Raw genomic sequence first — 23,823 nt, forward strand, 5'->3', positions numbered from 1 at the left:
CGATATCCCATCGTGCTCTGATTATTTTAAACAATGTCTTGAGCGCCATATCCATGCAAGTTGTTATAATCATGATTTGTGTGCGCTTCTTGTTCTTATGTTTTAGTGCAAATTTTACAAAACGTAGCGGTTGTTCTACGTTGTCCATTGTAAATGTTGACTCGTAAACTTCTACTTTCTCAAATCCCTTTTCATCTTCCCAGATATCAACTGCATCTAACTTATTCGTCTTCTTTTTGGCTAACCGCAAACTCTTATTATTATTGTTTTTTGCCCTGACAATTGTATCAATACCAAGACTTCTACAGTGGTTCATCCAGGTTGAATTACAGGCAAGAGCATCATAAACCACAACATCAATTAACCTCTTATGACTATTCACTACGTTTGATTAGTCTCTTACCTACGTTCAGCTCTCCTTCATCCTTTGAAGTAGCATCTTGTCCAGGTTTGTACATCTCAAAGCCAATAACCAATTTGGGACCCATCCCTACCGTTGACATTACAGCGCCACTGTGAAAGCAATGAATCTTTTTCCCCTTGGTGTTTTTCAAGCATTCTGGACAACTTTTCTTATTGCTTCCGAAAAATTTTGTTCCATCAATTGCAGCCACAGTATAACCGTCAATTGTTCCGTCTACAAAAACCTTATTCTCAACTGACTTCTTTATAATGTGATAATTAATTTGGTTCAGGCCGTTTATATCAATGACTTTAAGCGTGTCTCTGATCGCATCAATCTGAGGCAGTTTTGTTCCTCCGGGAAACAGTTTACTAAACTCATGATTTTTTATCATAAAATTTAATTCATTAAAGCTTTGCACCCTAAGCAAAAAACCAAAAGCACAGGCAAAATAACTTGACCTGTGCTATAAGTTGGGTTAACTCTTCCGTCAGAAAGTTTATTCAAGAAACGATCAACGTGGTAAACATTCTTCATATAGTTTACTAATTTTGCAAAATAGTTTTTCCTCATTTCATCCTCTCTTCCCTTCAATTTTATCAGAAAGAGAGGGCTGACAAAACACAAAAAACTCCGAATTTGATACACTTTTGAAATCGGTAGAAATACCAGCGAAATCAATGGGTTGACAGTGGTAGAGGCTAAAGTACTGCCTTTTTTCACTACATAGACTTGGTTTGCTGGAGGTGGAACAGGAGCTGGCATTGGGCAATGATGCTGCATTACTGGTTCCTCACACGGTGGGCAAGGTGCCGGGCAACAGGGATCCATATCGGGGTGTTGATACATACCCGGTGCACCATGCATCCCTTCCATTTCGGGCATCATTCCGCCCATACCAGGTGCGAAATTCGGATTATAAGCAACGGAACGTAATTCCATATTATTTTCCTCCTTAACTATATAAAGCTTTTGTTAGCTTTAATGTCAGCCTTCTTTTGCCTTTCTTTTTTACCATCAGTGATGATGGCCCCATCCATATGGAGGGATGAGAACTATAGGACATGAGGATGTCCCCAATAACCGGGATACCCCATACCGTTTTCGTAATATCCGCCATGCCCCCAGTATCCTGGGTGCCCATATCCTACACCATAACGATACATAATGATTTTAGCTCCCTTTGCCTTATTTATATACCATAATACGGAAACAGGAGTTTGTCATGTGCTGCTAAAATAGCCCTACTTCCGTTGATTATTTCACTAATTTTTCCTTTACTAAATATCCAAGCCCCTCGGTGTATTCTCCTTTACCCAGACACCTAATCCATGCAACACACCATTCAGTAAGCCGCCGTGTATGCCTAAAGGAACCTAAACCTCGAGTTTACGCTCATATTTAGGTTCTTCTTCAATGAATTTTGTTTTTATGACGCTCTGACAGGACAAATTCCACTTTTTCCATTATATTCATAGTATAAGGTATTACTGGAAAGGGAGGAAATGAAAATGGCATTTGGTAACGAAGATGGAGCAGCTTGCGGTTGTGGATGTGATCATGGAAGAGGCTTTGGCGCAGGGATCGCAGCAGTTGTAATTATAATTCTTCTTCTGATCGCAATGGGTATCGTATTCTAAATTAAGAAAGGTGGAATTCTTATGTACGGAATGAATCAAGGAATGGGTTATGGTGGAATGAGCGGAGCATGTTGTCCTGCTCCGATTGTTCCTATGCCCGCCCCGGTTGCTCCTTATGGCGTGGGTCCTGGAGTTGGCGCAGGAGTCGGTGTAGCTATTATCGCAGTGGCAATTTTGATTCTTATCGCTTTAGGCGTAATATTCTAAAAATTCTTATTCTGACCATCAAGTTATAAGGAGGTATTTACTGATGCATAGTTGTGTGAAACCGATTTGTTGCCCCCCCGAATATTGCGTACAAGATCATTACGCCCAAAGAATGGTCCCAGTTATTCATCCGGTCGTAATAATCAATCGCCAAAATGTTATCGATGTTCCCCAGCACTATTATCAAGCGACCACACAAAACGTGGTAGTTAACCATGGTTTTCAAGCTCAAGGTTTACCCGGTTATCCAGTTAATCAAGGTATCGCTAATCGCCGTTTCTTCTTAAGATAAACCGCTTAGCAACTTTGTATCTAAACAAGAAATATTTGATGTAAGAACGTTAGACGCCTCTTTATAAATAGGCTCGGCAGTATTTTCGTTACTTACTGCCGAGCCTATCTTCTTATTCTAACCTCACCCATGAGAACCAATCCGTCAACACACCATTCAAAGCAGCCGGGTGTACAGGTTTTTCATGTCACGTTGAGACGGGGCCAATTCCTACTGTTGACATGACAGCACCACTATGGAAATTATGTGTCTTCTCACCTTTGGGATTTTTCAAGCATTCTGGACAGCTTTTCTTGTTGCTCCCGAAGAATTTTGTTCCATCGATCGCAACCACAGTATATCCATCAATTGTTCCGTTTTCGAGAACCTTATTCTCTACTGCCTTTTTGACGATGTGAAGATTGATTTGTTTTAGTCCGTCTATATCAATTACTTTAAGTGTATCTCTGATCGCATCAACCTGCGGTAGCTTTGTTCCTCGGGGAAACAGTTTACTAAATTCATTATTTTTTATCATCAAATTTAGTTCATTAAAGCTCTTAATCCTAAGCAAAAAACCAAAAAGCACAGGCAGAATTACTTGACCTGTTCTATAAGTGGGGTTAACTCTTCCGTCAGACAGTTTATTCAAACGACGATCAACGTGGTAAACATTTCTCATATACCTTACCAATTTTGCAAAGTAGTTATTTCTCATCTCATCCTCTCTTCCCCTCTGATTTTAGCAGAAAGAGAAGTCTGATATAAGCTTTAATGACTCCGAATTTGATACATTTTGAAATCGGTATAAATGCCAGTGACATCAATGCTTTGACTGTGGCAGAGGCTAAAGTGTTGGCCTGAATACTGTTCATTGTTTGACCCTCCCCTCTTACCGTTTCAACAGCGCAGCCCCTGCAATACCGGGATTGGTCATCTCATACGTGTTTAGGATAACATCGAGTTCTGCTTTCGTCAGAACGCGTTTTTCCAGGCAAATGTCGCGGACTGGTCGGCCACATTTGATCGCCTCTTTGGCTACGCTTGATGCCACGTCGTAACCCACGTGGGGATTAATAGCCGTTACGATGCCGACGCTGTTTTCCACCATTTCGCGGCAACGTTCGACATTCGCGGTGATGCCCACGACACAGCGGTCCCTGAAGACACGTGACACGTTACGCAGGATGTCCAAGGATTGGAGCAAATTAAAGACCACGACCGGTTCCATGACATTGAGTTCCAGTTGTCCGGCCCCACACGCCAACGCGATCGTAAAATCATTCCCCTGAACCTGAAATGCTATTTGATTGACAACTTCCGCCATCACCGGATTGACCTTTCCCGGCATGATGGAGGAACCTGGTTGCATAGGTGGCAGATTAATTTCATTGAATCCGGTACGTGGGCCAGAGGCCATCAGGCGCAGATCATTCGCTATTTTGGAAAGATTGATAGCTAAGGTTCGTAACGCCCCGGAAACTTCTATGAACGCATCTGTATTCTGAGTCCCTTCCACTAGGTTATCGGCAATTCGCATAGGTAATCGCGTCCACTCGCGCAAGCGCTGTGTCACTTTAATAATATACTCAGGATCAGCATTTAACCCAGTGCCAACTGCCGTCGCTCCCATGTTCATGACTTCTAGAGATAGTATTGCCTGTTTGATACGCTTAAGGTCACGTCCAAGCATTAGAGCATACGCTGCAAACTCCTGGCCAAGCCGAATAGGAACGGCGTCTTGCAAATGCGTCCTCCCCATCTTAATGACACAGTCAAACTCTTGAGCCTTATCCTCGAAGGATTGACGTAACATATCGAGAGCTTCGAGCAAGTCGTGGGCCACATTCAAGCTCGCAATGCGGATTGCTGTGGGAAAAACATCATTGGTGCTTTGGGCCATGTTAACATGAGTATTCGGATGTACTTTATAATACTCACCCTTTTTCCCACCAAGGAGTTCAATCGCCCGGTTAGCGATCACCTCATTGGCATTCATGTTCATGGATGTACCTGCCCCGCCCTGAATCACATCAACTACAAATTGATCGTGCAACAAGCCCTCAATTAACTCTCTAGAGGCTTGGACAATAGCTTTTCCAATCCTAGGACTTAAGGACCCGATATGCATATTTGCTTCGGCTGCCGCGCCTTTAACCATACCCATAGCCCTGATCAATTCCCGATGCGGGTGATAGCCTGTCATCGGAAAGTTCTCAGTAGCACGTTCTGTTTGAATGCCATAATACACATCATCAGGAACTTCATGAACCCCTATTAAATCCTTTTCTTGCCGCATACTCTTGTCTCCCCCAATTTCGTTCTATTGCATAGTGCACAATGTATATTGTATACAATGTACAACTTCTTCGTGTGACTGTCAAGGAACTTGCGTTACAACGCTCACTTACTTGCATTTTGTTATAGGAGGGACCTGGATGATGGTCAGTCTCCATTAAAAATGTCAAATCCTCTCCTCTTCGTTTTGGAGTATGCGTATACATTTTTGAACAAAATAAAAGAAAGCAACCCTGTAAAGACGGCTTTCAAATATTTACATATTTTAAGTGGGGATTTACCCCACCTCAGTTTAGATAAATTACTCAAATTTTTGGGTTGTTGTCAATGATTTCAGCGGTTTTTCTTGCCTTTCTGTGATTTTTTGGGTAAGTTGCAATGTTTTAAGTATGCACATATCTTTTGTCGACCAATGGTAAAGTAATATTGACATTTCTTTGCACTATGTTGGCAGCCTCATTATAATGAAGGAGACATGATTCGAAGGAAAGGGGATGGATTGATGGTAGCAACATTTGCAGTCGTAGATGATGATCCTGCATCGCAACGCATGCTTTTAGATATTTTGAATACCAAAGGAGATGTGGTTGCCGAGTTTTCCTCCGGGCAGGAAGCTTTGAAGTTTTTCGAGAGCGGTCGGCGGGTTGATGTTTGTTTTATCGACCTCTTAATGCCTGATATTTCGGGCATTGAGGTGGTTGAAAAAGCAATCCCTCTTCACCCGATGACCTTGTTTGTTATGGTGTCCCAGGTTGAAGCCAAAACGCTGTTGGCGAATGCGTATGCAGTAGGAATTGAATTTTTTATCCATAAACCGATCAATCGCAATGAGATTTTGGCCATCACCGACCGTGTTTTGGAAAAACATCGACTGAAATCAACTTTGGAACAAATTGAGAAATCCTTAGCTAAGGTTCGTTCTACGAGGGTAACCAAGACGGAGGAGACTGATGAACAAACGCTAAAAAAAAGGTTTCAACTGATCTTTTCAGACTTGGGCATTTTGGGGGAAACTGGAAGCCGGGAGTTACAGGCGATTATTTTAAGGTTTAAAGACAGAGAAGAAGAGCTATCCGATCTTCCACTGCGGTTAATTTACCAGGCAATTGCTGGAACAGAAGAGGAAATACAAAGTATTGAACAACGGATTCGTCGGATAATAAAGCACGCTTTGTGGAACATTGCGATTCGTGGCTTGGAAGATTTTTATGATGAATATTTTGAACGCTATGCTTCGAAATACTTTGAAATTGCTGAAGTCCGTGAACGCGTGTTAGAGCTACGGCAGAAGCGGACGAGTACAGCCAGGATTAATATTCGCAAGTTTCTTATCGCTTTATATACAGACATCTTTCATTTGACTTAAACCGAGTCAGCGAATAATTAGGGGTTTCTGCAAAAATTATCTATTACATAAATATTAACATAGAAGAGATCTTTCGAAAGATTCCAAAAAATATTTGGTAGAGACTTGTCGGTTGTTGTCGGATTCCGTAGTATCCATGATAAATTGTTATCAGAAACTTTCGCAAATTAAAAGGAGGGGTTCTGATGGCAGAACGTAAAAAAATCGGACTGGCTACGAAAATCATTATTGGCCTAACCCTAGGAGTTCTGTATGGGTATTTTTTCCGGCAATACTCTGGTTTGCTAAAACCACTAGGGGACATGTTTATCCGCTCGATTAAAATGATCGTGGTTCCTATTGTGTTTTCCACAATTGTTATCGGTATCGCGGGTGTCGGTGACTTGAAAAAGGTTGGAAAACTGGGTGGTAAAACCTTGGTCTACTTCGAAATCGTCACAACCATTGCCATTTTACTCGGTGTTACCGTTGCCATCATAACGAAGCCTGGTGTAGGGATTAACTTGAGCCAGATCAGTAAAGTGGATATAAGTGCTTATACAGGTACTGTGGCCAAACATAGTACGACGGACCTATTCGTGAATCTCATTCCTACCAATATTGTTGACGCTTTAGCCCGGGCAGACCTGTTACAGGTTATCTTCTTTGCTGTACTTTTTGGTGTTGCCCTAGCATCGGTCGGGGAAGTCGGAAAGCCTGTACTTCACTTCTTCCAAGGGGTTGCCGAAACCATGTTTAAGTTAACGAACATGATTATGTTAGCTGCTCCTTATGGTGTCTTTGCTTTGATGGGATTTACCGTCTCTCAATTCGGCTTGGCTGTATTGCTCCCCTTAGGCAAACTAGTAGGTATCCTTTACCTTACCATGGCCTTTTTTATAGTCGTCGTGTTCGGTACTATAGCTAAGTTTGCAGGGATTAATCTGTTCACTATGCTCAGAAATCTCAGCGAAGAAATGTTAATCGCTTTTTCTACAGACAGTTCTGAGTCCGTGTTCCCACGGATTCTTAAGAAAATGGAACAATTCGGTGTTCCTAAATCCATTGTTTCTTTCGTAGTTCCTACAGGGTATACCTTTAACCTTGATGGAAGTGCACTTTATCAAGGACTGGCGGTTCCGTTCATTGCCCAAATGTATGGAATCCATCTGACCTTTGTTCATACACTGACGATCATAGCTGTACTCATGGTCACTTCTAAAGGGATGGCAGGAGTACCCGGAGTATCCTTTGTAGTCCTTGCTTCCACATTAGCATCGACTGGTCTACCAGTTGAAGGTTTGGCACTGATTGCGGGGGTGGACCGAATCATGGATATGGGAAGAACAGTCGTTAATGTTATTGGAGTTTCGCTAGCCTCTGTTGTCATGGCGAAAATCGAAGGGGTATTTGACTACTCCAGAGCAACTTATCCTCTGCAACCTTTGTTGGAAGATATCGAAGATCTCGATCATCTCGGTAAAGAGCCCGGCTTGACAGAATCATTTGCAAAATAATTTTGGGCATGATAGCATCAAAATCGATAGATTATGGATAATATTAAGATACTGTTATTTAGAGGATGTAGACAGGGAACTTTCCCTGCTACATCCTCTTGTAAATCATGGAGGAGGACTTCTCTTGAATCTGGAGAAATGGGTGAATTGGACAGCGCATCTACAAAAGAAGATTCCATTTGATACATCGCGAGTCTTTTTAATTGTAGGGACATATGTTCTTGGAGAAGTTGGGTTTTTCCCATTTGGATCCACTTTTCGACTAGGGATGGGCAGCGTATTTTACGTTCTATGTGTATACAGTTTTCCGAGGCTAGCAACTCTTTCCAACGGCTGTTTGACGGGAATCACGGTCGTTCTATTTCGAGTCCTTGTCGGCTGCTTGGCATATGGGCAACCACTGACCCCCCTCCTCGTTGGTAATGCCCCAGCTGTTCTTTATTACGTGGCCCTGACCGCTGGAATAATCTTGCCGAGGTTTAAGCGACAGAAAGCAAACCCAGTTCGCACTAGTCTCTATTTTGTGACGTTTGATTTTATGGCGAATGTTTTGGAGCTTGCCTTTTCTGCTAATTTTCATGTGGACAGGTATAGTTTAGACATTTTGGCGTTAGGTGCAGGGATTAAAGGGCTGTTCTTCCTGGCCTTTATTGCGACCATGGAACTCTTTCGGCAACGGATCTTACGGGAAAAAGAAAAAGAAAAGTTCCAAGGGCAACTTCTACTGGGGGCAACGCTTTATGCCGAGGGGTACTTCCTGAAAAAAATCATGCATGATATTGAAGAAGCGACGGAAAGTAGTTTCCAGCTTTATCAGGAATTGGGACAAGGTCCTCCAGTTAATGCGCATCAGCCTGCTCTTTTGAACCTCGCTGAAAGGATTCATGAGATTAAAAAGGACACTCAACGGGTCTTCAGTAGCATAAATGCCCTTATTGAGCCCAACGACTATACTCGTATTGATCTAAACGAGCTGCTGAACATTGTTATCGAAGGCCAGCAGCGTTACGCCCAGTCTCATCTGAAACAGATCAAATGGATTACGTCTTCTGGTTTTCAGATTTGTTCTGTGGATAATTTCTTTCCCATACTTGTTGTGGTTAACAACATTTTGGCTAATGGCATTGACGCGATTGAAGATCAAGGGCAAATTGCAGTGATCTGGAATATAGACTCCGAAACACTCCATATGCATCTTGGAAACACAGGAAAGCCAATTTCTCCTGATGATCGGGAACTCATTTTTCTACCGGGATTTACAACGAAGTATTCAGATTTGGGTAATGCGTCGACTGGAATCGGGCTTACACATGTGCAACACGTTTTACAAGAGGCTGGTGGGAATGTCCAAATCAAACAAACCAGGGGGATGACCTTGTGGACATGGTTTCATGTCCAGATCCCAATAAGAAAAATGAGATAGTCAAAACTCATACTACAACGTCGTGCCCATCCAGAGTTGCTGCCGCTTTTAAGAGCGACAACACTTGTCTATAAACATAACGATGGGTTAACATCCAGTGACAATCGGGTTCAGTTTGAGGCACGAGTTGAATAAACAAGGTGGGTATACTCTAAGTGAAAAGTATACCCACCTTTACTATGCAAATTTGGCTTGTAATTTACGCCCTTTTGTACTGTGCTTTTCCAATGTCATAAAGGTTGTTTCCTTCATGGTCAATAATCACAATGACTGGGAAGTCCTTGACGACTAGGCGTCGTACCGCTTCTGGTCCCAGTTCAGGATAGGCAATTACCTCGGCCGAAACAATGCGCTTGGCGATCAAGGCACCTGCTCCACCAATCGCTCCGAAATAGATGGCACCATGTTTCTTCATCGCTTCGATCACTTCCGGAGATCGAAGCCCTTTGCCGATCATTCCCGTTAACCCTTCCGCGATCAACTTTGGCGAATAAGCATCCATCCGTCCGCTCGTTGTTGGCCCAGCTGAACCTATCACTTGGTCCTCTTTGGCTGGAGTTGGCCCAACGAAATAGATGATTTGATCTTTCATCGAGAAGGGAAGGTCAACATCATGCTCTATAGCCTCGATCATTATTTTATGGGCCGCATCGCGCCCGGTATAAATCACACCGCTAATTAAGACATTATCCCCAGCTTTCAAGCCTTTGACTTTTTCTTGGGTCAGGGGAGTTTCAATGCGTATGGCTTCGCTCATTAGATTACCCTCCCTTGCAATGTGATTTCTATATGGCGTGTCGCATGGCAACCGATGTTTACTGCAACGGGCATTCCGGCAATATGCGTGGGATATACTTCTACGTTGACAGCGAGTGCCGTCGTCACGCCGCCAAATCCTTGGGGACCAATGCCAAGTCGATTAACCCGATCTAATAACTCTTCCTCAATTTTCGCCAGACGCTCTTCCTGATTATGGTTTCCCACTTTACGAAGTAAGCTCTTTTTGGCAAGGAAGGTTGCTTTTTCCATCGTTCCGCCCACACCCACTCCGACAATAATCGGAGGACAAGGGTTTCCACCCGCACGTTCGACCGTGTCCACGACAAATTGCATCGCGCCCTCCAAACCTTCAGAAGGCTTGCACATTTTTAAGCCTCCCATGTTTTCACTTCCAAACCCTTTTGGTGCCACTACTAGGTGCAGTGAATCACCAGGAACAATATCATAGTGAATCACGGCAGGAGTGTTATCTCCTGTATTAACCCGTTCAAAAGGGTCTTTCACCACTGATTTACGCAAATATCCTAAGTCATAGCCACGGCGTACCCCTTCGTTGATTGCCTCCGTGAGGCCCCCACCGACGACGTGCAAATCCTGGCCTATTTCAACAAAAAGCACCGCCATCCCGGTGTCCTGACACATTGGGACTCTTTCCGCGTGCGCGATTTCGGCGTTCTCAATGAGACGTTCCAGCACCTCAATACCTATTGGAGAGCGCTCCTCCTTTAACGCCTTTTGAAACCCAGTCATAATGTCCGAACCCAGGTCATAATTAGCCCCGATACAAAGCTTTTCAACTGCTGAAACGATTTCTTCCACTAGTATTTCCTTCATCTTTCTGTACCCCCTCCTCTAAAGTCTTCTCACTGTAATAATTAGTTCGTATAATAATAGTAATTTCTTAATATTCTGGATTCCAATCTATTATTTTAATCCTTAGACAACCGAAAGCAAGAGCAAGGGGCAAAACATGGCTCCAACTTAACCATATATTCTTCTAAGAGTTGCAAAAATACAGTTACCCCTAATAAATCCGCACTGCCACCAGGGCTGATTTTCCGATTTGTAAAATCTTCATTCATTTTTTCGATCGCCTTTAGGCCTTGGACCGTTGCTACTCCACCTATGGACAAGATTTGCTTTGCTGTTTCCTGGACTTCCTTTAACGTTTCAAGAGAGTGCCTATGCAAAATAGTAGTATCCTCGCAAAACTGCATAATGGCTAAGAGAGTTTGCACTAGCCTGTGGTTTTGGCTTAACCCTTGATTCGCCTTGTAAAACCCGAGAGAAAAGTCAAATACTGAGGGCAGCCCGCTTTGAACCTCTCCTCGTATTCCCTCAACTTTATGATGCAAAAAGAGTCTTTCTCCGTTTGTCAGTGCAAACTTATCGGCATTTTTAAACTCAAGCAGTCTGGAACTCAATTCCCTCTCAACCAAACCCGAGGTCATATCTTTGATAATGCCTTGCAGGGATGTGAAGCGGGTACCACCGAACAGTGCTTTTCCTCCAGCAGCACAGCATACGCCCAGCAAAAAGAGCATTCCCTTATGGGTATTTACACCTGAAGTCTTATCTAACATTTGTTGTTCGCCCAGTTTCCCAATCAGCCTCAGTTGATGAAAAATTTCCTTGGGGGTACTTGAGCTAAACCCAGCCTCCGTGCAATGAATCAAAGGGTTAATTAACGAGGTGGCGCTATCTAAGAACGTAAAGTAATCCATGTCTGTATGAGCGCCACTAGACGTTTGGGAAACCAGCCCGGGGGACGGAGTGCAGGAAACCTCATAGAGCATTGCTTGTACTGCAAGACTCGCTATGTTAATGGAGTGTTCATTAAAACTATGCTTTAAACTATTAATCTCTACCATAGCTCCGTACATCCTTCACCTGCCTGACGACGTCAATAACGCTTCCATCCCGATATTCCACCACGGCCACGATCTTTTCCAAAGCTTGTACACCTTTTGGTACTCCAGTAATTTTCTCAGCCATGGTTTTTAATTCGTCGATGGTCACAAGTGGAAGGTTCGTATTCCTGAGTTTTTCAATTAAATCCGCTCGTCTAGGATTGACTGCGATTCCTCGTTCCGTCACAACAACATCAATACTCTCTCCCGGGGTTGTAATCGTCGTCACTTGATCCTTGATTATTGGAAGCCTGGACTTCATAAGATTCGTAACTACGATAGAGAGTTTTGAACCAGCCGCCGTATCACTATGTCCACCTGAACCACCCATGATCACTCCATTTGAACCAGTTGTCACATTTACATTAAATTCGGTGTCAATTTCAGTAGCTCCCAAGATCATGATGTCCAGGCAGTTAACCACCGCTCCCTTGGTGTGAGGATTTCCATACATGGAGGCTGACATAGCTTGGTGGGTTGAATTATTTCTATACGAATTAATTGCTTTTAAATCAAAGCATTGAACATCAAGCAGAGTTTTAAAAAGTCCCTCTTCTAACATTTCCACAAGCTGTCCGGTGACTCCACCGGAAGCAAAGCTTCCCACTACACCTTCACGCAGCATAATATTCCTAAGCTCTGCGGCAACTGCCAGAGAGGTTCCGCCTGCTCCAGTTTGAAAAGACATACCATCCTTAACTAAACCAGATGCCTTAATCACCTCAGCTGCCTTTTTAGCTATGATAAGCGCCACGGGATCCTTCGTGATTTTAGTGGTCCCCGAAACAATACCCCCTGGGTCTCCAATCGATTCAACTTGAACAACGTAATCGACAAAAACTTGGCTAATTTGAATCGGGCAGGCTGGGAAGGGCACCAAATTATCGGTTATAGCAATTGTTTTATCGGCATACGCTGCATCTGAAATAGCATAACCTAACGTGCCACATGCAGCATCACCATAAACTCCATTTATGTTACCATAGGTATCTGCAGTGGGTGCTGCTAGAAAGGCCACATCAATATGCAAATCCCCACTTTCTATAGCTCTTGCCCGTCCGCCATGGGTTTGCATGATGGCAGGTTTTTTCAATTTGCCCTTCGATACTGCTTCCGCCACGGGACCCGATATGTAGTTTGATACTAGACCAGTAACGACTCCATTTTCAATGTGCCCTACTAGGGGTTCATGAATTGGGAAAATTGAGCTCGCGGCAACGGTTAAGTCCTTTACTCCTCTTTTAGCCAATCCCTCCACGACCATATTTAAGACATGATCTCCATTTCTTAAGTGGTGGTGAAACGAAATAGTCATACCATCTTTAATGTTTAACCTATCTAGAGCCTCCTCTAAATTTCCTAAAACTTTTAGATCACTAGGGAGCACGCTTATCAGCTTCACGGCTTTCCTGGTCTTTATGCCTCCATCACTAAAAGCGCCTTGAAAGGGTTTAACCTCTCCATACCCATCAATATACTCTGGAAGTTCTCGACCTAATATTGTTTTAATAAATTTCATCGTTCACCCACCCTATCTCTCAATCAGTCCTAAGCTTCGGCCAAGTTCCACCGTGGTTTTCGCTCTATTTATAACAGGTGCATCGATCATTTTACCATCTAATGAGCAGACCCCTTTTCCTTCTTTTTCAGCTTCCTCCATAGCGTACAGAACTCTCAAGGCATGTTTTAGTTCCTCTTCTGTCGGTGCAAAGACAGAATGAATGATCTCAATTTGTCTTGGATTGATAGCCGATTTCCCTGTCAGCCCCAAGCTTTTTGCCTTAGCAGTATCCTTTGCAAGTCCCACGAAGTCATTCGTATCTGTGAACGGAGTATCAATAGAATCCACCTTTAAAGCCCGACACGCTGTTGCCACTTTATTGCGTGCATAAAAGATTTCTTGCCCGTCTTTTGTTCTTGCTATACCTAGATCCGAGGTCAGATCTTCTCCACCAAGTAAAACCCCTACCATACGCTTGGAAGCCTGAATTACGCAATAAACATTTTCAAGGCCAAGGGCCGTTTCTATGAGAGCAATCAGTTTAATGCTGCCTGGGGTATGTCCTTCTTCTATTTCAATTTGATCAAGCATTTTATCAACAAGTTTTATTTCTTCTTCATTTGCCTTTGGGATCAGCAGCGTATCCGGTTTGACCCTAGCGATAACATCAACATCGTGAGGTCCAAATTCCGTATCCAAGGGGTTTACTCTCACGACAACTTCGACCTGTGAGTAATCTATAGTTTTGATGGCATCTCTTACCAAAATTCTGGCACTATCTTTTTCAGTTAGACTGACCGCATCCTCTAAATCTAGAATAATGGAGTCTGCCCCAAGAATTGCCGCATCTTGAAGCATACCCGGGTTATTTCCCGGCATAAAAAGCATCGATCTTCTCGATTTTCCCATTCTCATCCACCTCTACTAATTATACTACTAATAAATTGCTAGTTCCCCGCTAATAGTTTGCTGTTAATTACTAGATAATTACTAGAAAGCTCTCTTAATAGCCGTTTCTACCCTTGCACCGATCGTATAATCTAAAGCTCCCTTATCTTGAGCCTTAATCATAATCCCCTCAACGCCCATTTCCTTAACTTTATGTAAAATCACTTGCTCAATCACATCGCCGAACTGTCGCATAACGATACTTTCGAGTTCAAGCTCAACTTTTCCGGATTCATTTGGCATAACCATTATAAGAATATCATTGGACTCCAATGTACCTGCTTTAGCAACTTTAGTTATTTTCATTTAACTGACCTCTTTTTTAAAGTTTTTTCACCCAACGGGCAGTAATTACAAATCCCAGTTAAAGTGCAAACGCAACTAAGAAACTCCAGAGACCTTCCACGATATCTTGGAATTCCATATTGCCACGACCCGTTTACAAGTATAAAAAGTATTATTCCCAAAAATCCAATAACCAAAAAATGTAGCTGTTTATCGTTGAAGTGCAGGTCGAAAGAACATGACGCGCAACCGATATGCAAGACGAATACAAGGTGCTATAAAGCTTGATAGATGAGTTTCGCAGCCACTAATAACGACATCGTTACGAAAATTGGCTTGACGAGTTCTGCACCATAATTAATCGCAAGCTTCGTTCCGATGAGGGAGCCTAAAACCATAAATAGGGCCATAGGGATACCATAGTACAAGAGAATCTTTCCATTCCAGGCAAAGAGCAGAAGAGAGGTAAAGTTGCTGACGAAATTTAAAACTTTAGAATTAGCAGAGGCAACAACGAAGTCGAATCCGAAGATGGTAATAAGCGAAAAGATCAGGAAAGAGCCTGTTCCTGGACCGAAAAAACCATCATAAAATCCTAAGGCCAACGCAAGCAGACACCCTACAGCGATATTTATAGAATTAAGACCCTCGAATTTATTCTCCATCCCTAGGTTTTTATGGAGTAAAGTATAAATTCCCACTAATAAAATTAAGATTAGGACTGCTTTATTTAAAAAAGCAGAGCTAACCCCAAGAACGGCCCAAACTCCAAGGGATGCACCAATAAAAGTAAAGGGAATTTGCCACTTTACCAAGGAAAATTGTACTTTCCCAGAACGTGCAAACGCAACGGAACTGTTTAGAGAGGCCATAGATGCTGCGAATTTATTGGTTCCAAGAGCAAGATGGGGGGGCACACCAACCATCAGTAAGGCGGGCAGACTAATGAGCCCTCCTCCTCCAGCAATCGCATCCACTCCCGCAGCCAAGAAACCGAGAGTACAGATAATAAACAGATTAAGCCACATGTAAAAAATACCTCACTTATGACAATTTACTTTGCGAACTACCTCACAGTTGGCACGGAACTTGGCTTTAGATCCTCTTGCACATAGCAGGGCGGAACACAAGGTCCCCTCCAGCCATCACGGCACCTTGCCATCCTTGGCGTGCTCTAACCTCGAACATCCTGTTCGAGTCTTGGCCAGCGGATGTGCTTTTGCTCGGAACACTCACTCGTGTTCCGCCCTGCCCACTTGTATCAATGGGTTAAAGCCTTAGTTTGGCACGACTCACGAGTAAGTGTCTCGTGGCCCTCTCTACTTACCTTCCCGATACTTCAAAACGGCGAGCGTCCTATTCATCTCATTGTGTACGATCATAAACCCTTCATCGACACCCATGCCAGGTTTCGCCAGCATCTGATCTGGGCGGGAAGCTAACGATACATGTACCGCAGTCCGCGCACCGCCATCCGTTTCATTGCAGGATCCGCCAACATAAGCACCTATACCGAATTTCTTCGCATAGAGTACCGCTTCAATGGTGTTTTGAATTCCACCCAAGTCTGGGGTCTTGATTTGAACCATATCGGCCGCCTTAGCATCCACAAACTTGACGATATCCTCATACGTGTTGCACCACTCATCAGCGACGATTTCCACATTAACTCCATGAACCTTTAATGCATCGCGTAGAGACTTGAGTTGTTCGATCTGGCCTTTTACACTTCCGGCATCCATCGGCCCTTCAATCCGCAAATGCAGAGGAGAAGCCATCTTTTCCAACTTAGCAAAGTACTCAACCATCCGCTCCGTATCATCTTCAAAGGCAATACCAATCGTGCCGTAAACATCAATGTGCAAGACTGGGCGATAATCATCACCACCAAGCGTCATTATCCGGTTTCTAAGCCACTCCACATAATCCAAGAGCAATTCTCCATCTTTCCCTAGCTTGGTCTCTACATTATTAATCAACGCGTGTGGTAACACCCCAGCGCGTTTAATAATCGCCTTATCCGCATTATCATAACGATCATCCCCGGTTTGTGTAAAGATCGGGATGGGCTTAAGAATCATCGGAAGATCATATTCCTCAAGAATAACCTCTGTCATCGTCTTTTTCTTTGATTTAGCTACGCCATCAAGAATAGCTTGGCTCACACCATAACGGATCGCAGTATGATAACGGTCCCCATTCGGCCGTTTCGAATTCTCAACAAGACCCACCAAATGGCGGAAGGAATCCAGTTCCTGACCAACTAGCTTAGGCGCAATCTCTTCTAATATAATGGGAATAAAATCTTTAGCCAAGAATAGCGGATCCCGACCACCTGCCCCCGAATACTGAACAGCCGCACAATCCCCTGAAGCCACTTGCCCGTCTTCTAAAATAAGCATGACTGAAATAGATTCTCCACGTTGCCGAACCGCCTTAAAGCCCGGAGTTTTCGGCTCCCCAGTATACGTAAACCCGTCATGGGCAACTCCCTCTTTAATCGCTTGCTGATCATCAAAATAAAATCCAGTAAGCCCCGGCGAAGCAATAACTTCAATAATTTTCATAATAGGTATACCCTCCCTGATGTTTTATCTTCATATGTATCTACTCAAGCAAGCATGCGCCAAACCTCACGAAAACGTACCCCGCCTGAAGCGGGCGCTTGAGCGTTAGTTCGGCCAGCCATCTCCAGGCGTAATCTAAGTCTAAATATTCCCAAGAGGCTTAGCATCCAAGATAGCCCCAACTTCCGGGAATACCCAACCGACCACTCAGGAAAGACGTGCATGAGACCAAGAGAACGACTAAAGCGAGCAGACCGCCAAACTTCACGAAAGCGACGCGGAGGACGGAGCGGAACACAATGACGTGTTCCGCTGACCACGCGACATGGACGTCGCATTGACCGGAACACTCCCTCGTGTTCCGCCCCGTCTGGAGCACGAGCTAGCGTGATTTGTTTATCCTGCGGGCGCCTGTCGTGAACGTGTCTCAAGTTAACCTCATCCCCAGAAACCCCGGTAATCCTCAGACAACGAAGATGCTAACCCCTTGGCCGCCCAACGAGCATCCCTTTCCCAATCGCATAAATATCATCAATCACCATCTGAAACGACGGATCCCTACCCTCATCCCGCCCACGCTGCGCAATACGTTCTCTGTGAAACTCCTTAATCCTCTCATCAAACGGAATATTGCCAAAATCCAGGAGACGCACTGCACCCGTGGTATCGCGAGCTGGGAGAATCTTACCGGAATTATAACGGCTCGGAGCGAATGGAACATCAATGACGCCGGCTTGAAAAGCCCGGACAGCGCCAACCGCGGCATCCCCTTCGCCTAGTTCGAGTACTCGATCTAGAATCGCCCTGGTTTCCGCTAAGATCATTTCCTCTTCCAAGGCGAGCTCCGGGGTCATGGGCAGGCTTTGGTCTTTCAACATGTTTAAGATCTGTTTTGTCGTGCGAATCCCTGCCGCATTGGCCTCTTTAGTAGGTACACCGAGCGCTTCATGCGGGGTTTTAACGATGACTTTTGTGGCTTTGCCTAAGGCCGCTGCTACAGCACCCCAGGAAATAACCCCATAAGCCTTCGCTTCATCTTGTGGAAAACCACCCATCCATTGGTGAAAGACCGTGGTGATCATCACTTTCGGCAAGCCGAGTTTTGCTAAATACTCTTCCGCTAGAACCGGAAGGGTATGCAATGCAGCGACGTCTTGAATGAGGTTCCCGCATTGTCCGTACCCGAGCGTCAGGCTGCGAACGCCCTGAGTGACCGCGAGAATCCCTTCAATAACTGCAACCGCATGCGATATGGCGGGATGAACGAGCGTCCCCGTCAAGGGACCGAACGGCTCTCGGTTTATTTTGACCCCTTGCTCCTCGTACAGACCAATCAAGCGGTCCACATACTGCCAGTATTTAATAGTACTTTCTAAAGAAACGTCTTTAGAATACGGTATGTTATAAGAAATTCCGCCCCCTTCATAATCCGTAAAGCCACCGGCGATCGTAATTTCTGCCAGTAAACGGGCATCCGGTGTCCCGTGACGAACTTGAACAGGAACTTGAACACTTTCGACTATTCGCCGACAAGCCGCAACCCCATGGTTGACTGCAGGAAATCCATTCAGCATGGAGCGCCCGATGGCTTGGCTTTCTTCAATACCAGCTTGTGCTTCGGTATACCGGTTTTGACGGGTATAGGAATCAATCGTGGACGGTAGGAAATCTGCGCCGCCTTCATCTTGCAGGAAACGCAACAACTCAATATGTTCATTAAGGAGGGCAACGCCAGCGCGCGGTTGAGCATAAGTTATGCCTTTTGCTTTTCCTTCAGCGAGTTTTTCGGCAAATATTTTACTCTTTGCTAAGGTCTTATGATACGCGACAGCTTCTTCAAAGTTTACATCCTTACCGGTCTCCCATTGTCCCAAGACTTCCTGTCGCTGACGCTGAAACTCATCGGCGTCTATTTTTCTGACAGTTAATTCCATTTATAAACCCTCCTACTATAGTTTGACCACATATTTTTTCATCATCCGAAGCGCAACTTGTGGTGACACTTCTCTAAGCAGTCCCATCGTTGCTAAAATGTATTCTTTATCTATATAAAAATCCGCTTTTTGGGGCTTGAGAATCGTGGGTTCCTCCGGATTAAAGACCGCCCCCCTTAGGATTTCCGAGGCATCAGGGTGATGGAGTAGGACCCCTCCCGTTCCGATTACGATTGGCAGTTGTGTCAAATCCTTGCCGTGCTGTACATAGGTTGCTCCAAAGGGGGTATAAACCACTTCAATCGTTCCCACATGGCGATCAACCGCTAAACTCACGGCCATTCGACCCATAGCCACATCGAACTTAGCTTCCTCCTCCGTTTGAGGGATTCGCCAGGGGTCTTCTTTACATAAGCCCAGTTGGCAAGCAACTTGATCCCCTGTCCAGCCAAGATAGTCAAATAGGCGCCTTCCTGCCGTTTCCACTAACGCCTCTGAACTATAACGCATCCCTAGGTCGCCCTCTACTGTCCGTTTGGCAAAAGGTTCCGGTAAACCTTTAAGCATAATGCTGGGTTTGCTTGGGTCACCCTTGGCAATCGAATGCACATCCGTTGTGGCCCCCCCGACATCCACGATCATCAGCTCACCCATTCCCTGTTCGGAACCGTGTCCCGTCGCCAAAAGTTCTGCCGCAGAAAGCACAGCTGCCGGCGTTGGCATCATAATTCTCTCCAGAAATTCCTCCGCTTTATCTAAGCCTTTGGCCTTTATGATGTGAGTGAAGAAAACATCCCTAATCGCCAAACGAGCGGATTCTACCGACAAGACGCCGAGTTCTGGCATCACATTGTCAGAAACAACCACGGGGTCATGTCGTTTTCTCAAAATGTCCGCTGCCTGCGCAGAGACCACTTTATTTCCAGCAATCACGACAGGAAGACTGGAGGGGAGCCCACAAAGCATTTCTGCATTTTTTAATAGTACTTCCTTATTCCCGCCGTCCGTGCCTCCAGCTAATAAGAGGATATCCGGTTGCGCAGAGATAATTTTATCGAGATCCTGTGTGGTCAGCTCATAGCTAAAGACTTGAAGCACCCGAGCGCCCGCTCCCAGCGCTGCCCGTCTTGCTGCTTCCCCAGTGAGCTCTTTCACGAGACCGCTGGCGATCATCTTTAACCCACCGGCTGCGCTACTACAGGCGAGTTTACGGACAAAATTCCAGCCTTCCACAGGTTCAGGAATTTGAGTTAACGCCGCTTTCAATCCATCCATGATATTGGTTTCAATGGTCGTACCTGCTCGGGCCGTCCCGATGATCTCCTCTCTATCGAGGTCTACAATCGTCACTTTGGTGTACGTGCTGCCAAAATCAATGAGAAGGACTGCTTGCAAGGTCCATTCCCCCTTTAATCTTCCGTCATACCTAAATCCTTACGCATATCTGCAATCGCTGTCTCTGGCATAGTTCCAGGTGGATAAACTCGATCAAAACCCATGGCCAAGAATCGCTCTTTGACAGACTCAAAGTCCTGTTTCCCACAAACCAAGTTACCTCCGGCATACATACGGATATTGCCAATCCCGGTTTCCTGACACTTCTCACGCAAACCTCGGCAATCCATCTCCCCGTGTCCATACAAAGATGAAACCAAGATCACGTCGGCATTTGTTTCAATAGCCGCATGAATGAATTCCTCCTGAGTTGCGAGCACCCCAATATTAATGACTTTAAAGCCCGCTTGAGTAAATGCATAGTCCAATATCCGGTTTCCCACAGCATGAACATCTGACCCGATAACCCCTAAGACTAAAGTATTTTGTTCCATAATTTAATTCCTCCTGGTTATTTTTCTTTATTCCCCCCGATGTTACCTGTTCCACCAGGTCGATAGTTTCTTGGAGGAGTGTATTTCCGACTTTCTGAAAAAGCCCCGGATCCCCACTCACGTAATAGCGGGTCGCCAATGTTTTTTTCACAGAACCGAAACGGGGGGTGGTACAACAGGTCCATGTAACCCACCTTCAAATTTGCAAAAGTTTCTGATAACAATTTATCATGGACACTACACAATCCGACAACAACCGACAACTCTCTGCCAAATGTATTTTTGTTGGGGTAGGGCCTAAGAGATAGGATTCATAGTATTTCCATGAATCCTATCTCTCATTTACTTAACTTTCGCAGAGCGAAAGTTAGCGTAGAACCCCAGCAATTTAGCATATGTATGAATTTGCTGCCACTGATTGTAAATTTCAATGACTTTTCGAATTGTCCTCCACATTTGTCTAGTTCTCGCTAAAAAGAATACACCTTCCCCTACCCCATGATTTTAGATTCTTATTCAATTGCTCAATCTCTCTGCACGACGTCTGAAATCAGCCTTTTCCCTACGTTCAACTCACCTTCGTCCTTTGTAACAGCATCTTGTCCGGGCTTGTACATCTCAAAGCCAATAACTAATTTGGGACCCATCCCTACCGTTGACATGACAGCGCCGCTATGGAAAGAATGAGTCTTTTCACCTTTGGTATTCTTCAAGCATTCTGGACAACTTTTCTTATTGCTCCCGAAGAATTTTGTTCCATCAATTGCAACCACAGTATATCTATCGATAGTTCCGTTTTCACAAGCCTTATTCTCAAATGCCGTTTTTACTATGTGTTGATTGATTTGTTTTAGACCGGCCCATGACTTTAAGTGTATCTCTGATGGCGTCAATATTTGGCAGCTTTGTTCCTCGAGGAACTAGTTGACTAAACTCATGATTCTTAATCATAAAATTTAGTTTATTAAAGCTTTTTAACCTAAGCAAAAAACCAAAAAGCACAGGTATAATAACTTGACCTGTGCTGTAAGTTGGGTTAATTCTTCCGTCGGATAGTTTATTCAAACCACGCTCAAGGTGGTTATAGTGGCTCGGATGTAAAGACAAAAGAAATCAAAAAGATAATGTGCCAGATATTGCCTATTAGTAGTGTTCCTTTAGCTAGAGCAAAATATTGAGCTTTGTGCTAAGTGTAGGTCTACGCACTCATTTGTAGTAAAGCGGGGTAATACATATATGCTGGTGTCTCGTAATTCAAAGCTGAGTGTAACTTCACAAAATTATATTTGTGTATAAACTCCGCAATTTGTTTCCTAGCATCCTTGATATGTTCATAGTCCTTAAGGTAGACTTCATCATATTTAAGTGTCCTAAACCAGCGCTCTATAGGAATGTTGTCAGCCCATCTACCCTTACCATCCATGCTAATTTTACTCTTGTTCTTGATCACAAAATCAATATATTCATGGCTTGTAAATTAACTGCCCTGATCGGAATTTAATATCTCTGGTGTAGCAACGGCATAGGCCATCTTTAAGGCCTGGATAACCATTCGTGTTGATAGCGTGTCATCCAGCTCCCAGCCAACGATGCACTTGCTGTACCAATCAATGATAGCGGTTAAGTAAATGAATCCACGTCTTAGCTTGATGTAGGTGACATCGATCGACCAGGCCTGATTTGCTCGACTGATGACAGCATTACGTAGCAGATAAGGGTAGATTCTATGCCCCTTAGCGGGCTTGGATAGGTTGGGTTTCGGATAAATTGCCTCAATGCCCATCTCTTGCATATACTTCCTTGTTTTGAGCCTACCAATCTTAATGCCTTGTTTTTGCAATGTTTTGGATAGTTGCCTTGAGCCCCAAGATGGGCTATCCGTATGGATTGCATCAATCTTATGCTTGACCATTATTTCAAAGTCAGAAGGCTCTTTTGGTGCGTAATACACGCTTGTTCGGTTGACGTCTAAAAGCCCTGCAACGGTGGACAATTGTATCAATACCAAGATTTCCACAGTGGTTAATCCAAACGGAATTACAGGCGAGAGCATCATAAACTACAACATCCATCAATTTTCTATATGACTTCACAACTCTTGAAATCAGCCTTTTCCCTACGCTCAACTCCCCTTCATCCTTTGCAACAGCATCTTGCCCGGGCTTGTACATCTCAAAACCAATAACCAATTTGGGACCCATCCCTACAGTTGACATGACAGCACCACTATGGAAACAATGAGTCGTTTTACCGTTGGTATTTTTCAAGCATTCTGAACAGCTTTTCCTATTGCTCCCGAAGAATTTTGTTCCATCTATAGCGGCCACCATATATCCGTCAATGGATCCGTTTTCAAAAGTCTTATTCTCAACTGCCGTTTTTACTATCTTTTGATTGATTTGTTTTAGTCCGTCGATATCCATGACTTTGAGTGTATCTCTGATTGCATCAATCTGCGGCAGCTTTGTTCCTCGGGGAAATAGTTGACTAAACTCATGATTCTTGATCATCAAACTTAGTTCATTAAAGCTTTTTATCCGAAGCAAAAAACTGAAAAGCACAGGCATTATAACTTGACCTGTGCTGTAAGTTGGATTAACTCTTCCGTCAGTCAGTTTATTCAAACCACGTTCAAGGCGGTAGACATTCTTCATATATCTCACTAATTTTACAAAGTAATTTTTTCGCATTTCATCCTCTCTCTCACTCTGATTTTAGCAGAATGAAAGGTCTGATCAAAAGCTTTTAAAAACTCCGAATTTGATACACTTTTGAAATCGGTAAAAATATCAGTGAAATCAATGGGTTGACTGGGGTAGAGGCTAAAGTGCTGTGTCCAAGACCGTTACATCCCAATTTTCAATTCTCGTATCACACACTTCAACAACAATTTAGCCTCTGTATGAAATTTAAAGTCACTTATTGTTTGCTTCAATTATTTTGTAAATTATCCTCCCATTTGCCT

At 44.0% G+C, this 23,823-nt stretch carries 28 protein-coding genes and 1 pseudogene; 6 read left to right on the forward strand and 23 right to left on the reverse strand.

Features of this window, described 5'->3' with window-relative positions; all coding sequences use genetic code 11:
• From E4K68_RS19410 to E4K68_RS20765, 3 genes and pseudogenes are all read right to left on the reverse strand, one after another.
• Positions 1-382: pseudogene (locus E4K68_RS19410) on the reverse strand (spermidine/putrescine ABC transporter substrate-binding protein); the annotation flags it as partial.
• Positions 375-797, reverse strand: coding sequence for a hypothetical protein (locus E4K68_RS21250; protein ID WP_243450458.1), 423 nt, complete (start codon positions 795-797; stop codon positions 375-377). The pseudogene E4K68_RS19410 and the gene E4K68_RS21250, both read right to left, overlap by 8 nt.
• A gap of 5 nt (positions 798-802) precedes the next feature.
• Entirely contained in the window at positions 803-1,345 is a 543-nt protein-coding gene (locus E4K68_RS20765; RefSeq protein ID WP_199241837.1) for a hypothetical protein, read from the reverse strand.
• A gap of 569 nt (positions 1,346-1,914) precedes the next feature.
• On the opposite strand from E4K68_RS20765, the gene E4K68_RS21540 reads away from it, so the two are divergent.
• Genes E4K68_RS21540 through E4K68_RS19425 form a run of 3 tightly spaced genes read left to right on the forward strand, consistent with a single transcriptional unit; the run spans position 1,915 to position 2,542 of the window.
• Positions 1,915-2,043 carry a hypothetical protein gene (locus tag E4K68_RS21540; RefSeq protein ID WP_282433016.1) on the forward strand — a complete coding sequence of 43 codons (129 nt, stop codon included), beginning with the start codon at positions 1,915-1,917 and terminating at the stop codon, positions 2,041-2,043.
• Positions 2,044-2,064: 21 nt separating this feature from the next.
• The gene (locus E4K68_RS19420; RefSeq protein ID WP_135380642.1) at positions 2,065-2,250 is read left to right on the forward strand and encodes a hypothetical protein; all 186 of its coding nucleotides are present in this window, start codon (positions 2,065-2,067) and stop codon (positions 2,248-2,250) included.
• Positions 2,251-2,293: 43 nt separating this feature from the next.
• The gene (locus tag E4K68_RS19425; protein WP_135380644.1) at positions 2,294-2,542 is read left to right on the forward strand and encodes a spore coat protein D; all 249 of its coding nucleotides are present in this window, start codon (positions 2,294-2,296) and stop codon (positions 2,540-2,542) included.
• Between the two features lie 187 nt (positions 2,543-2,729).
• Here E4K68_RS19425 and E4K68_RS19430 read toward each other — a convergent pair whose 3' ends face one another.
• From E4K68_RS19430 to aspA, 3 genes are read right to left on the reverse strand one after another with little or no spacing between them, the layout of a single operon-like run.
• Entirely contained in the window at positions 2,730-3,203 is a 474-nt protein-coding gene (locus E4K68_RS19430) for a hypothetical protein (RefSeq protein ID WP_158291479.1), read from the reverse strand.
• Positions 3,204-3,240: 37 nt separating this feature from the next.
• Entirely contained in the window at positions 3,241-3,396 is a 156-nt protein-coding gene (locus tag E4K68_RS20535) for a hypothetical protein (RefSeq protein ID WP_158291480.1), read from the reverse strand.
• Positions 3,397-3,413: 17 nt separating this feature from the next.
• Positions 3,414-4,820 carry an aspartate ammonia-lyase gene (gene aspA / locus E4K68_RS19435; RefSeq protein ID WP_135380648.1) on the reverse strand — a complete coding sequence of 469 codons (1,407 nt, stop codon included), beginning with the start codon at positions 4,818-4,820 and terminating at the stop codon, positions 3,414-3,416.
• A gap of 474 nt (positions 4,821-5,294) precedes the next feature.
• Between aspA and E4K68_RS19440 the strand changes: the two genes are divergently transcribed.
• The 3 genes from E4K68_RS19440 to E4K68_RS19450 all read left to right on the forward strand — a co-directional run bounded on the left by E4K68_RS19440 (position 5,295) and on the right by E4K68_RS19450 (position 9,104).
• Positions 5,295-6,185, forward strand: a complete 891-nt coding sequence (locus E4K68_RS19440) for a response regulator (RefSeq protein ID WP_135380649.1) — start codon at positions 5,295-5,297, stop codon at positions 6,183-6,185.
• A 185-nt stretch (positions 6,186-6,370) separates the two neighbouring features.
• Positions 6,371-7,681 (forward strand): cation:dicarboxylase symporter family transporter, encoded by a 1,311-nt coding sequence (locus E4K68_RS19445; protein ID WP_135380651.1) that lies wholly within the window; start codon positions 6,371-6,373, stop codon positions 7,679-7,681.
• Positions 7,682-7,805: 124 nt separating this feature from the next.
• The gene (locus tag E4K68_RS19450; RefSeq protein ID WP_135380653.1) at positions 7,806-9,104 is read left to right on the forward strand and encodes a HAMP domain-containing sensor histidine kinase; all 1,299 of its coding nucleotides are present in this window, start codon (positions 7,806-7,808) and stop codon (positions 9,102-9,104) included.
• 7 nt (positions 9,105-9,111) lie between these two features.
• On the opposite strand, the gene E4K68_RS21545 is transcribed toward E4K68_RS19450, so the two are convergent.
• The 17 genes from E4K68_RS21545 to E4K68_RS21260 all read right to left on the reverse strand — a co-directional run bounded on the left by E4K68_RS21545 (position 9,112) and on the right by E4K68_RS21260 (position 23,512).
• Complete coding sequence (locus E4K68_RS21545; RefSeq protein ID WP_282433017.1) at positions 9,112-9,243, reverse strand: hypothetical protein; 132 nt, start codon at positions 9,241-9,243, stop codon at positions 9,112-9,114.
• Between the two features lie 60 nt (positions 9,244-9,303).
• Positions 9,304-9,861, reverse strand: a complete 558-nt coding sequence (locus E4K68_RS19455) for a Fe-S-containing hydro-lyase (protein WP_135380655.1) — start codon at positions 9,859-9,861, stop codon at positions 9,304-9,306.
• Positions 9,861-10,718: a fumarate hydratase gene (locus tag E4K68_RS19460; RefSeq protein WP_135380657.1), complete on the reverse strand. Its 858-nt coding sequence runs from the start codon at positions 10,716-10,718 to the stop codon at positions 9,861-9,863. Before E4K68_RS19460 ends, E4K68_RS19455 begins: the two co-directional genes overlap by 1 nt.
• Before the next feature lie 95 nt (positions 10,719-10,813).
• Positions 10,814-11,755, reverse strand: coding sequence for a triphosphoribosyl-dephospho-CoA synthase CitG (citG, locus tag E4K68_RS19465; protein WP_135380659.1), 942 nt, complete (start codon positions 11,753-11,755; stop codon positions 10,814-10,816).
• Complete coding sequence (gene citF, locus E4K68_RS19470; RefSeq protein WP_135380686.1) at positions 11,742-13,304, reverse strand: citrate lyase subunit alpha; 1,563 nt, start codon at positions 13,302-13,304, stop codon at positions 11,742-11,744. The genes citG and citF overlap by 14 nt, the downstream gene beginning before the upstream one ends.
• A 21-nt stretch (positions 13,305-13,325) precedes the next feature.
• Complete coding sequence (locus tag E4K68_RS19475) at positions 13,326-14,204, reverse strand: CoA ester lyase (RefSeq protein WP_135380661.1); 879 nt, start codon at positions 14,202-14,204, stop codon at positions 13,326-13,328.
• A gap of 81 nt (positions 14,205-14,285) precedes the next feature.
• Positions 14,286-14,549, reverse strand: coding sequence for a citrate lyase acyl carrier protein (gene citD, locus E4K68_RS19480; RefSeq protein ID WP_135380663.1), 264 nt, complete (start codon positions 14,547-14,549; stop codon positions 14,286-14,288).
• A gap of 254 nt (positions 14,550-14,803) precedes the next feature.
• A complete protein-coding gene (locus E4K68_RS19485; RefSeq protein WP_135380664.1) occupies positions 14,804-15,556 on the reverse strand; it encodes a TSUP family transporter in 753 nt (250 codons plus the stop codon).
• A gap of 291 nt (positions 15,557-15,847) precedes the next feature.
• A complete protein-coding gene (locus E4K68_RS19490) occupies positions 15,848-17,095 on the reverse strand; it encodes a methylaspartate ammonia-lyase (protein ID WP_135380666.1) in 1,248 nt (415 codons plus the stop codon).
• Between the two features lie 44 nt (positions 17,096-17,139).
• Positions 17,140-17,526 carry a hypothetical protein gene (locus E4K68_RS19495; protein ID WP_135380670.1) on the reverse strand — a complete coding sequence of 129 codons (387 nt, stop codon included), beginning with the start codon at positions 17,524-17,526 and terminating at the stop codon, positions 17,140-17,142.
• Positions 17,527-17,574: 48 nt separating this feature from the next.
• Complete coding sequence (locus tag E4K68_RS19500) at positions 17,575-19,029, reverse strand: methylaspartate mutase subunit E (protein ID WP_135380673.1); 1,455 nt, start codon at positions 19,027-19,029, stop codon at positions 17,575-17,577.
• A 15-nt stretch (positions 19,030-19,044) separates the two neighbouring features.
• A complete protein-coding gene (gene glmL / locus E4K68_RS19505) occupies positions 19,045-20,424 on the reverse strand; it encodes a methylaspartate mutase accessory protein GlmL (RefSeq protein ID WP_135380675.1) in 1,380 nt (459 codons plus the stop codon).
• Positions 20,425-20,438: 14 nt separating this feature from the next.
• Positions 20,439-20,858 (reverse strand): methylaspartate mutase subunit S, encoded by a 420-nt coding sequence (gene glmS, locus E4K68_RS19510; RefSeq protein ID WP_135380678.1) that lies wholly within the window; start codon positions 20,856-20,858, stop codon positions 20,439-20,441.
• A gap of 524 nt (positions 20,859-21,382) precedes the next feature.
• A complete protein-coding gene (locus tag E4K68_RS21255; RefSeq protein ID WP_243450459.1) occupies positions 21,383-21,751 on the reverse strand; it encodes a hypothetical protein in 369 nt (122 codons plus the stop codon).
• 305 nt (positions 21,752-22,056) lie between these two features.
• Positions 22,057-22,308: an integrase core domain-containing protein gene (locus E4K68_RS19530; RefSeq protein ID WP_135380681.1), complete on the reverse strand. Its 252-nt coding sequence runs from the start codon at positions 22,306-22,308 to the stop codon at positions 22,057-22,059.
• A gap of 27 nt (positions 22,309-22,335) precedes the next feature.
• The gene (locus tag E4K68_RS19535) at positions 22,336-22,851 is read right to left on the reverse strand and encodes a DDE-type integrase/transposase/recombinase (RefSeq protein ID WP_158291482.1); all 516 of its coding nucleotides are present in this window, start codon (positions 22,849-22,851) and stop codon (positions 22,336-22,338) included.
• Positions 22,781-23,512: a hypothetical protein gene (locus E4K68_RS21260; protein WP_243450460.1), complete on the reverse strand. Its 732-nt coding sequence runs from the start codon at positions 23,510-23,512 to the stop codon at positions 22,781-22,783. Before E4K68_RS21260 ends, E4K68_RS19535 begins: the two co-directional genes overlap by 71 nt.
• Between the last annotated feature and the right edge of the window lie 311 nt (positions 23,513-23,823).

Source organism: Desulfosporosinus sp. Sb-LF, from assembly GCF_004766055.1.
In the GTDB taxonomy this organism is placed as follows: domain Bacteria; phylum Bacillota; class Desulfitobacteriia; order Desulfitobacteriales; family Desulfitobacteriaceae; genus Desulfosporosinus.

Coding starts and splice junctions, on each gene's coding strand:
- E4K68_RS21540 (WP_282433016.1), top strand. CDS start 1,915: ATGGCATTTGGTAACGAAGATGGAGCAGCTTGCGGTTGTGGATGTGAT.
- E4K68_RS20765 (WP_199241837.1), bottom strand. CDS start 1,345: ATGGAATTACGTTCCGTTGCTTATAATCCGAATTTCGCACCTGGTATG.
- aspA (WP_135380648.1), bottom strand. CDS start 4,820: ATGCGGCAAGAAAAGGATTTAATAGGGGTTCATGAAGTTCCTGATGAT.
- E4K68_RS19475 (WP_135380661.1), bottom strand. CDS start 14,204: ATGGGAAAATCGAGAAGATCGATGCTTTTTATGCCGGGAAATAACCCG.
- E4K68_RS19420 (WP_135380642.1), top strand. CDS start 2,065: ATGTACGGAATGAATCAAGGAATGGGTTATGGTGGAATGAGCGGAGCA.
- E4K68_RS19500 (WP_135380673.1), bottom strand. CDS start 19,029: ATGGAATTAACTGTCAGAAAAATAGACGCCGATGAGTTTCAGCGTCAG.
- citG (WP_135380659.1), bottom strand. CDS start 11,755: ATGGTAGAGATTAATAGTTTAAAGCATAGTTTTAATGAACACTCCATT.
- E4K68_RS19430 (WP_158291479.1), bottom strand. CDS start 3,203: ATGAGAAATGTTTACCACGTTGATCGTCGTTTGAATAAACTGTCTGAC.
- E4K68_RS19445 (WP_135380651.1), top strand. CDS start 6,371: ATGGCAGAACGTAAAAAAATCGGACTGGCTACGAAAATCATTATTGGC.
- E4K68_RS19490 (WP_135380666.1), bottom strand. CDS start 17,095: ATGAAAATTATTGAAGTTATTGCTTCGCCGGGGCTTACTGGATTTTAT.
- E4K68_RS21260 (WP_243450460.1), bottom strand. CDS start 23,512: ATGAAGAATGTCTACCGCCTTGAACGTGGTTTGAATAAACTGACTGAC.
- E4K68_RS19455 (WP_135380655.1), bottom strand. CDS start 9,861: ATGAGCGAAGCCATACGCATTGAAACTCCCCTGACCCAAGAAAAAGTC.
- E4K68_RS21250 (WP_243450458.1), bottom strand. CDS start 797: ATGATAAAAAATCATGAGTTTAGTAAACTGTTTCCCGGAGGAACAAAA.
- E4K68_RS19425 (WP_135380644.1), top strand. CDS start 2,294: ATGCATAGTTGTGTGAAACCGATTTGTTGCCCCCCCGAATATTGCGTA.
- E4K68_RS19485 (WP_135380664.1), bottom strand. CDS start 15,556: ATGTGGCTTAATCTGTTTATTATCTGTACTCTCGGTTTCTTGGCTGCG.
- E4K68_RS20535 (WP_158291480.1), bottom strand. CDS start 3,396: ATGAACAGTATTCAGGCCAACACTTTAGCCTCTGCCACAGTCAAAGCA.
- E4K68_RS19460 (WP_135380657.1), bottom strand. CDS start 10,718: ATGAAGGAAATACTAGTGGAAGAAATCGTTTCAGCAGTTGAAAAGCTT.
- E4K68_RS19440 (WP_135380649.1), top strand. CDS start 5,295: ATGATTCGAAGGAAAGGGGATGGATTGATGGTAGCAACATTTGCAGTC.
- citD (WP_135380663.1), bottom strand. CDS start 14,549: ATGAAAATAACTAAAGTTGCTAAAGCAGGTACATTGGAGTCCAATGAT.
- glmS (WP_135380678.1), bottom strand. CDS start 20,858: ATGGAACAAAATACTTTAGTCTTAGGGGTTATCGGGTCAGATGTTCAT.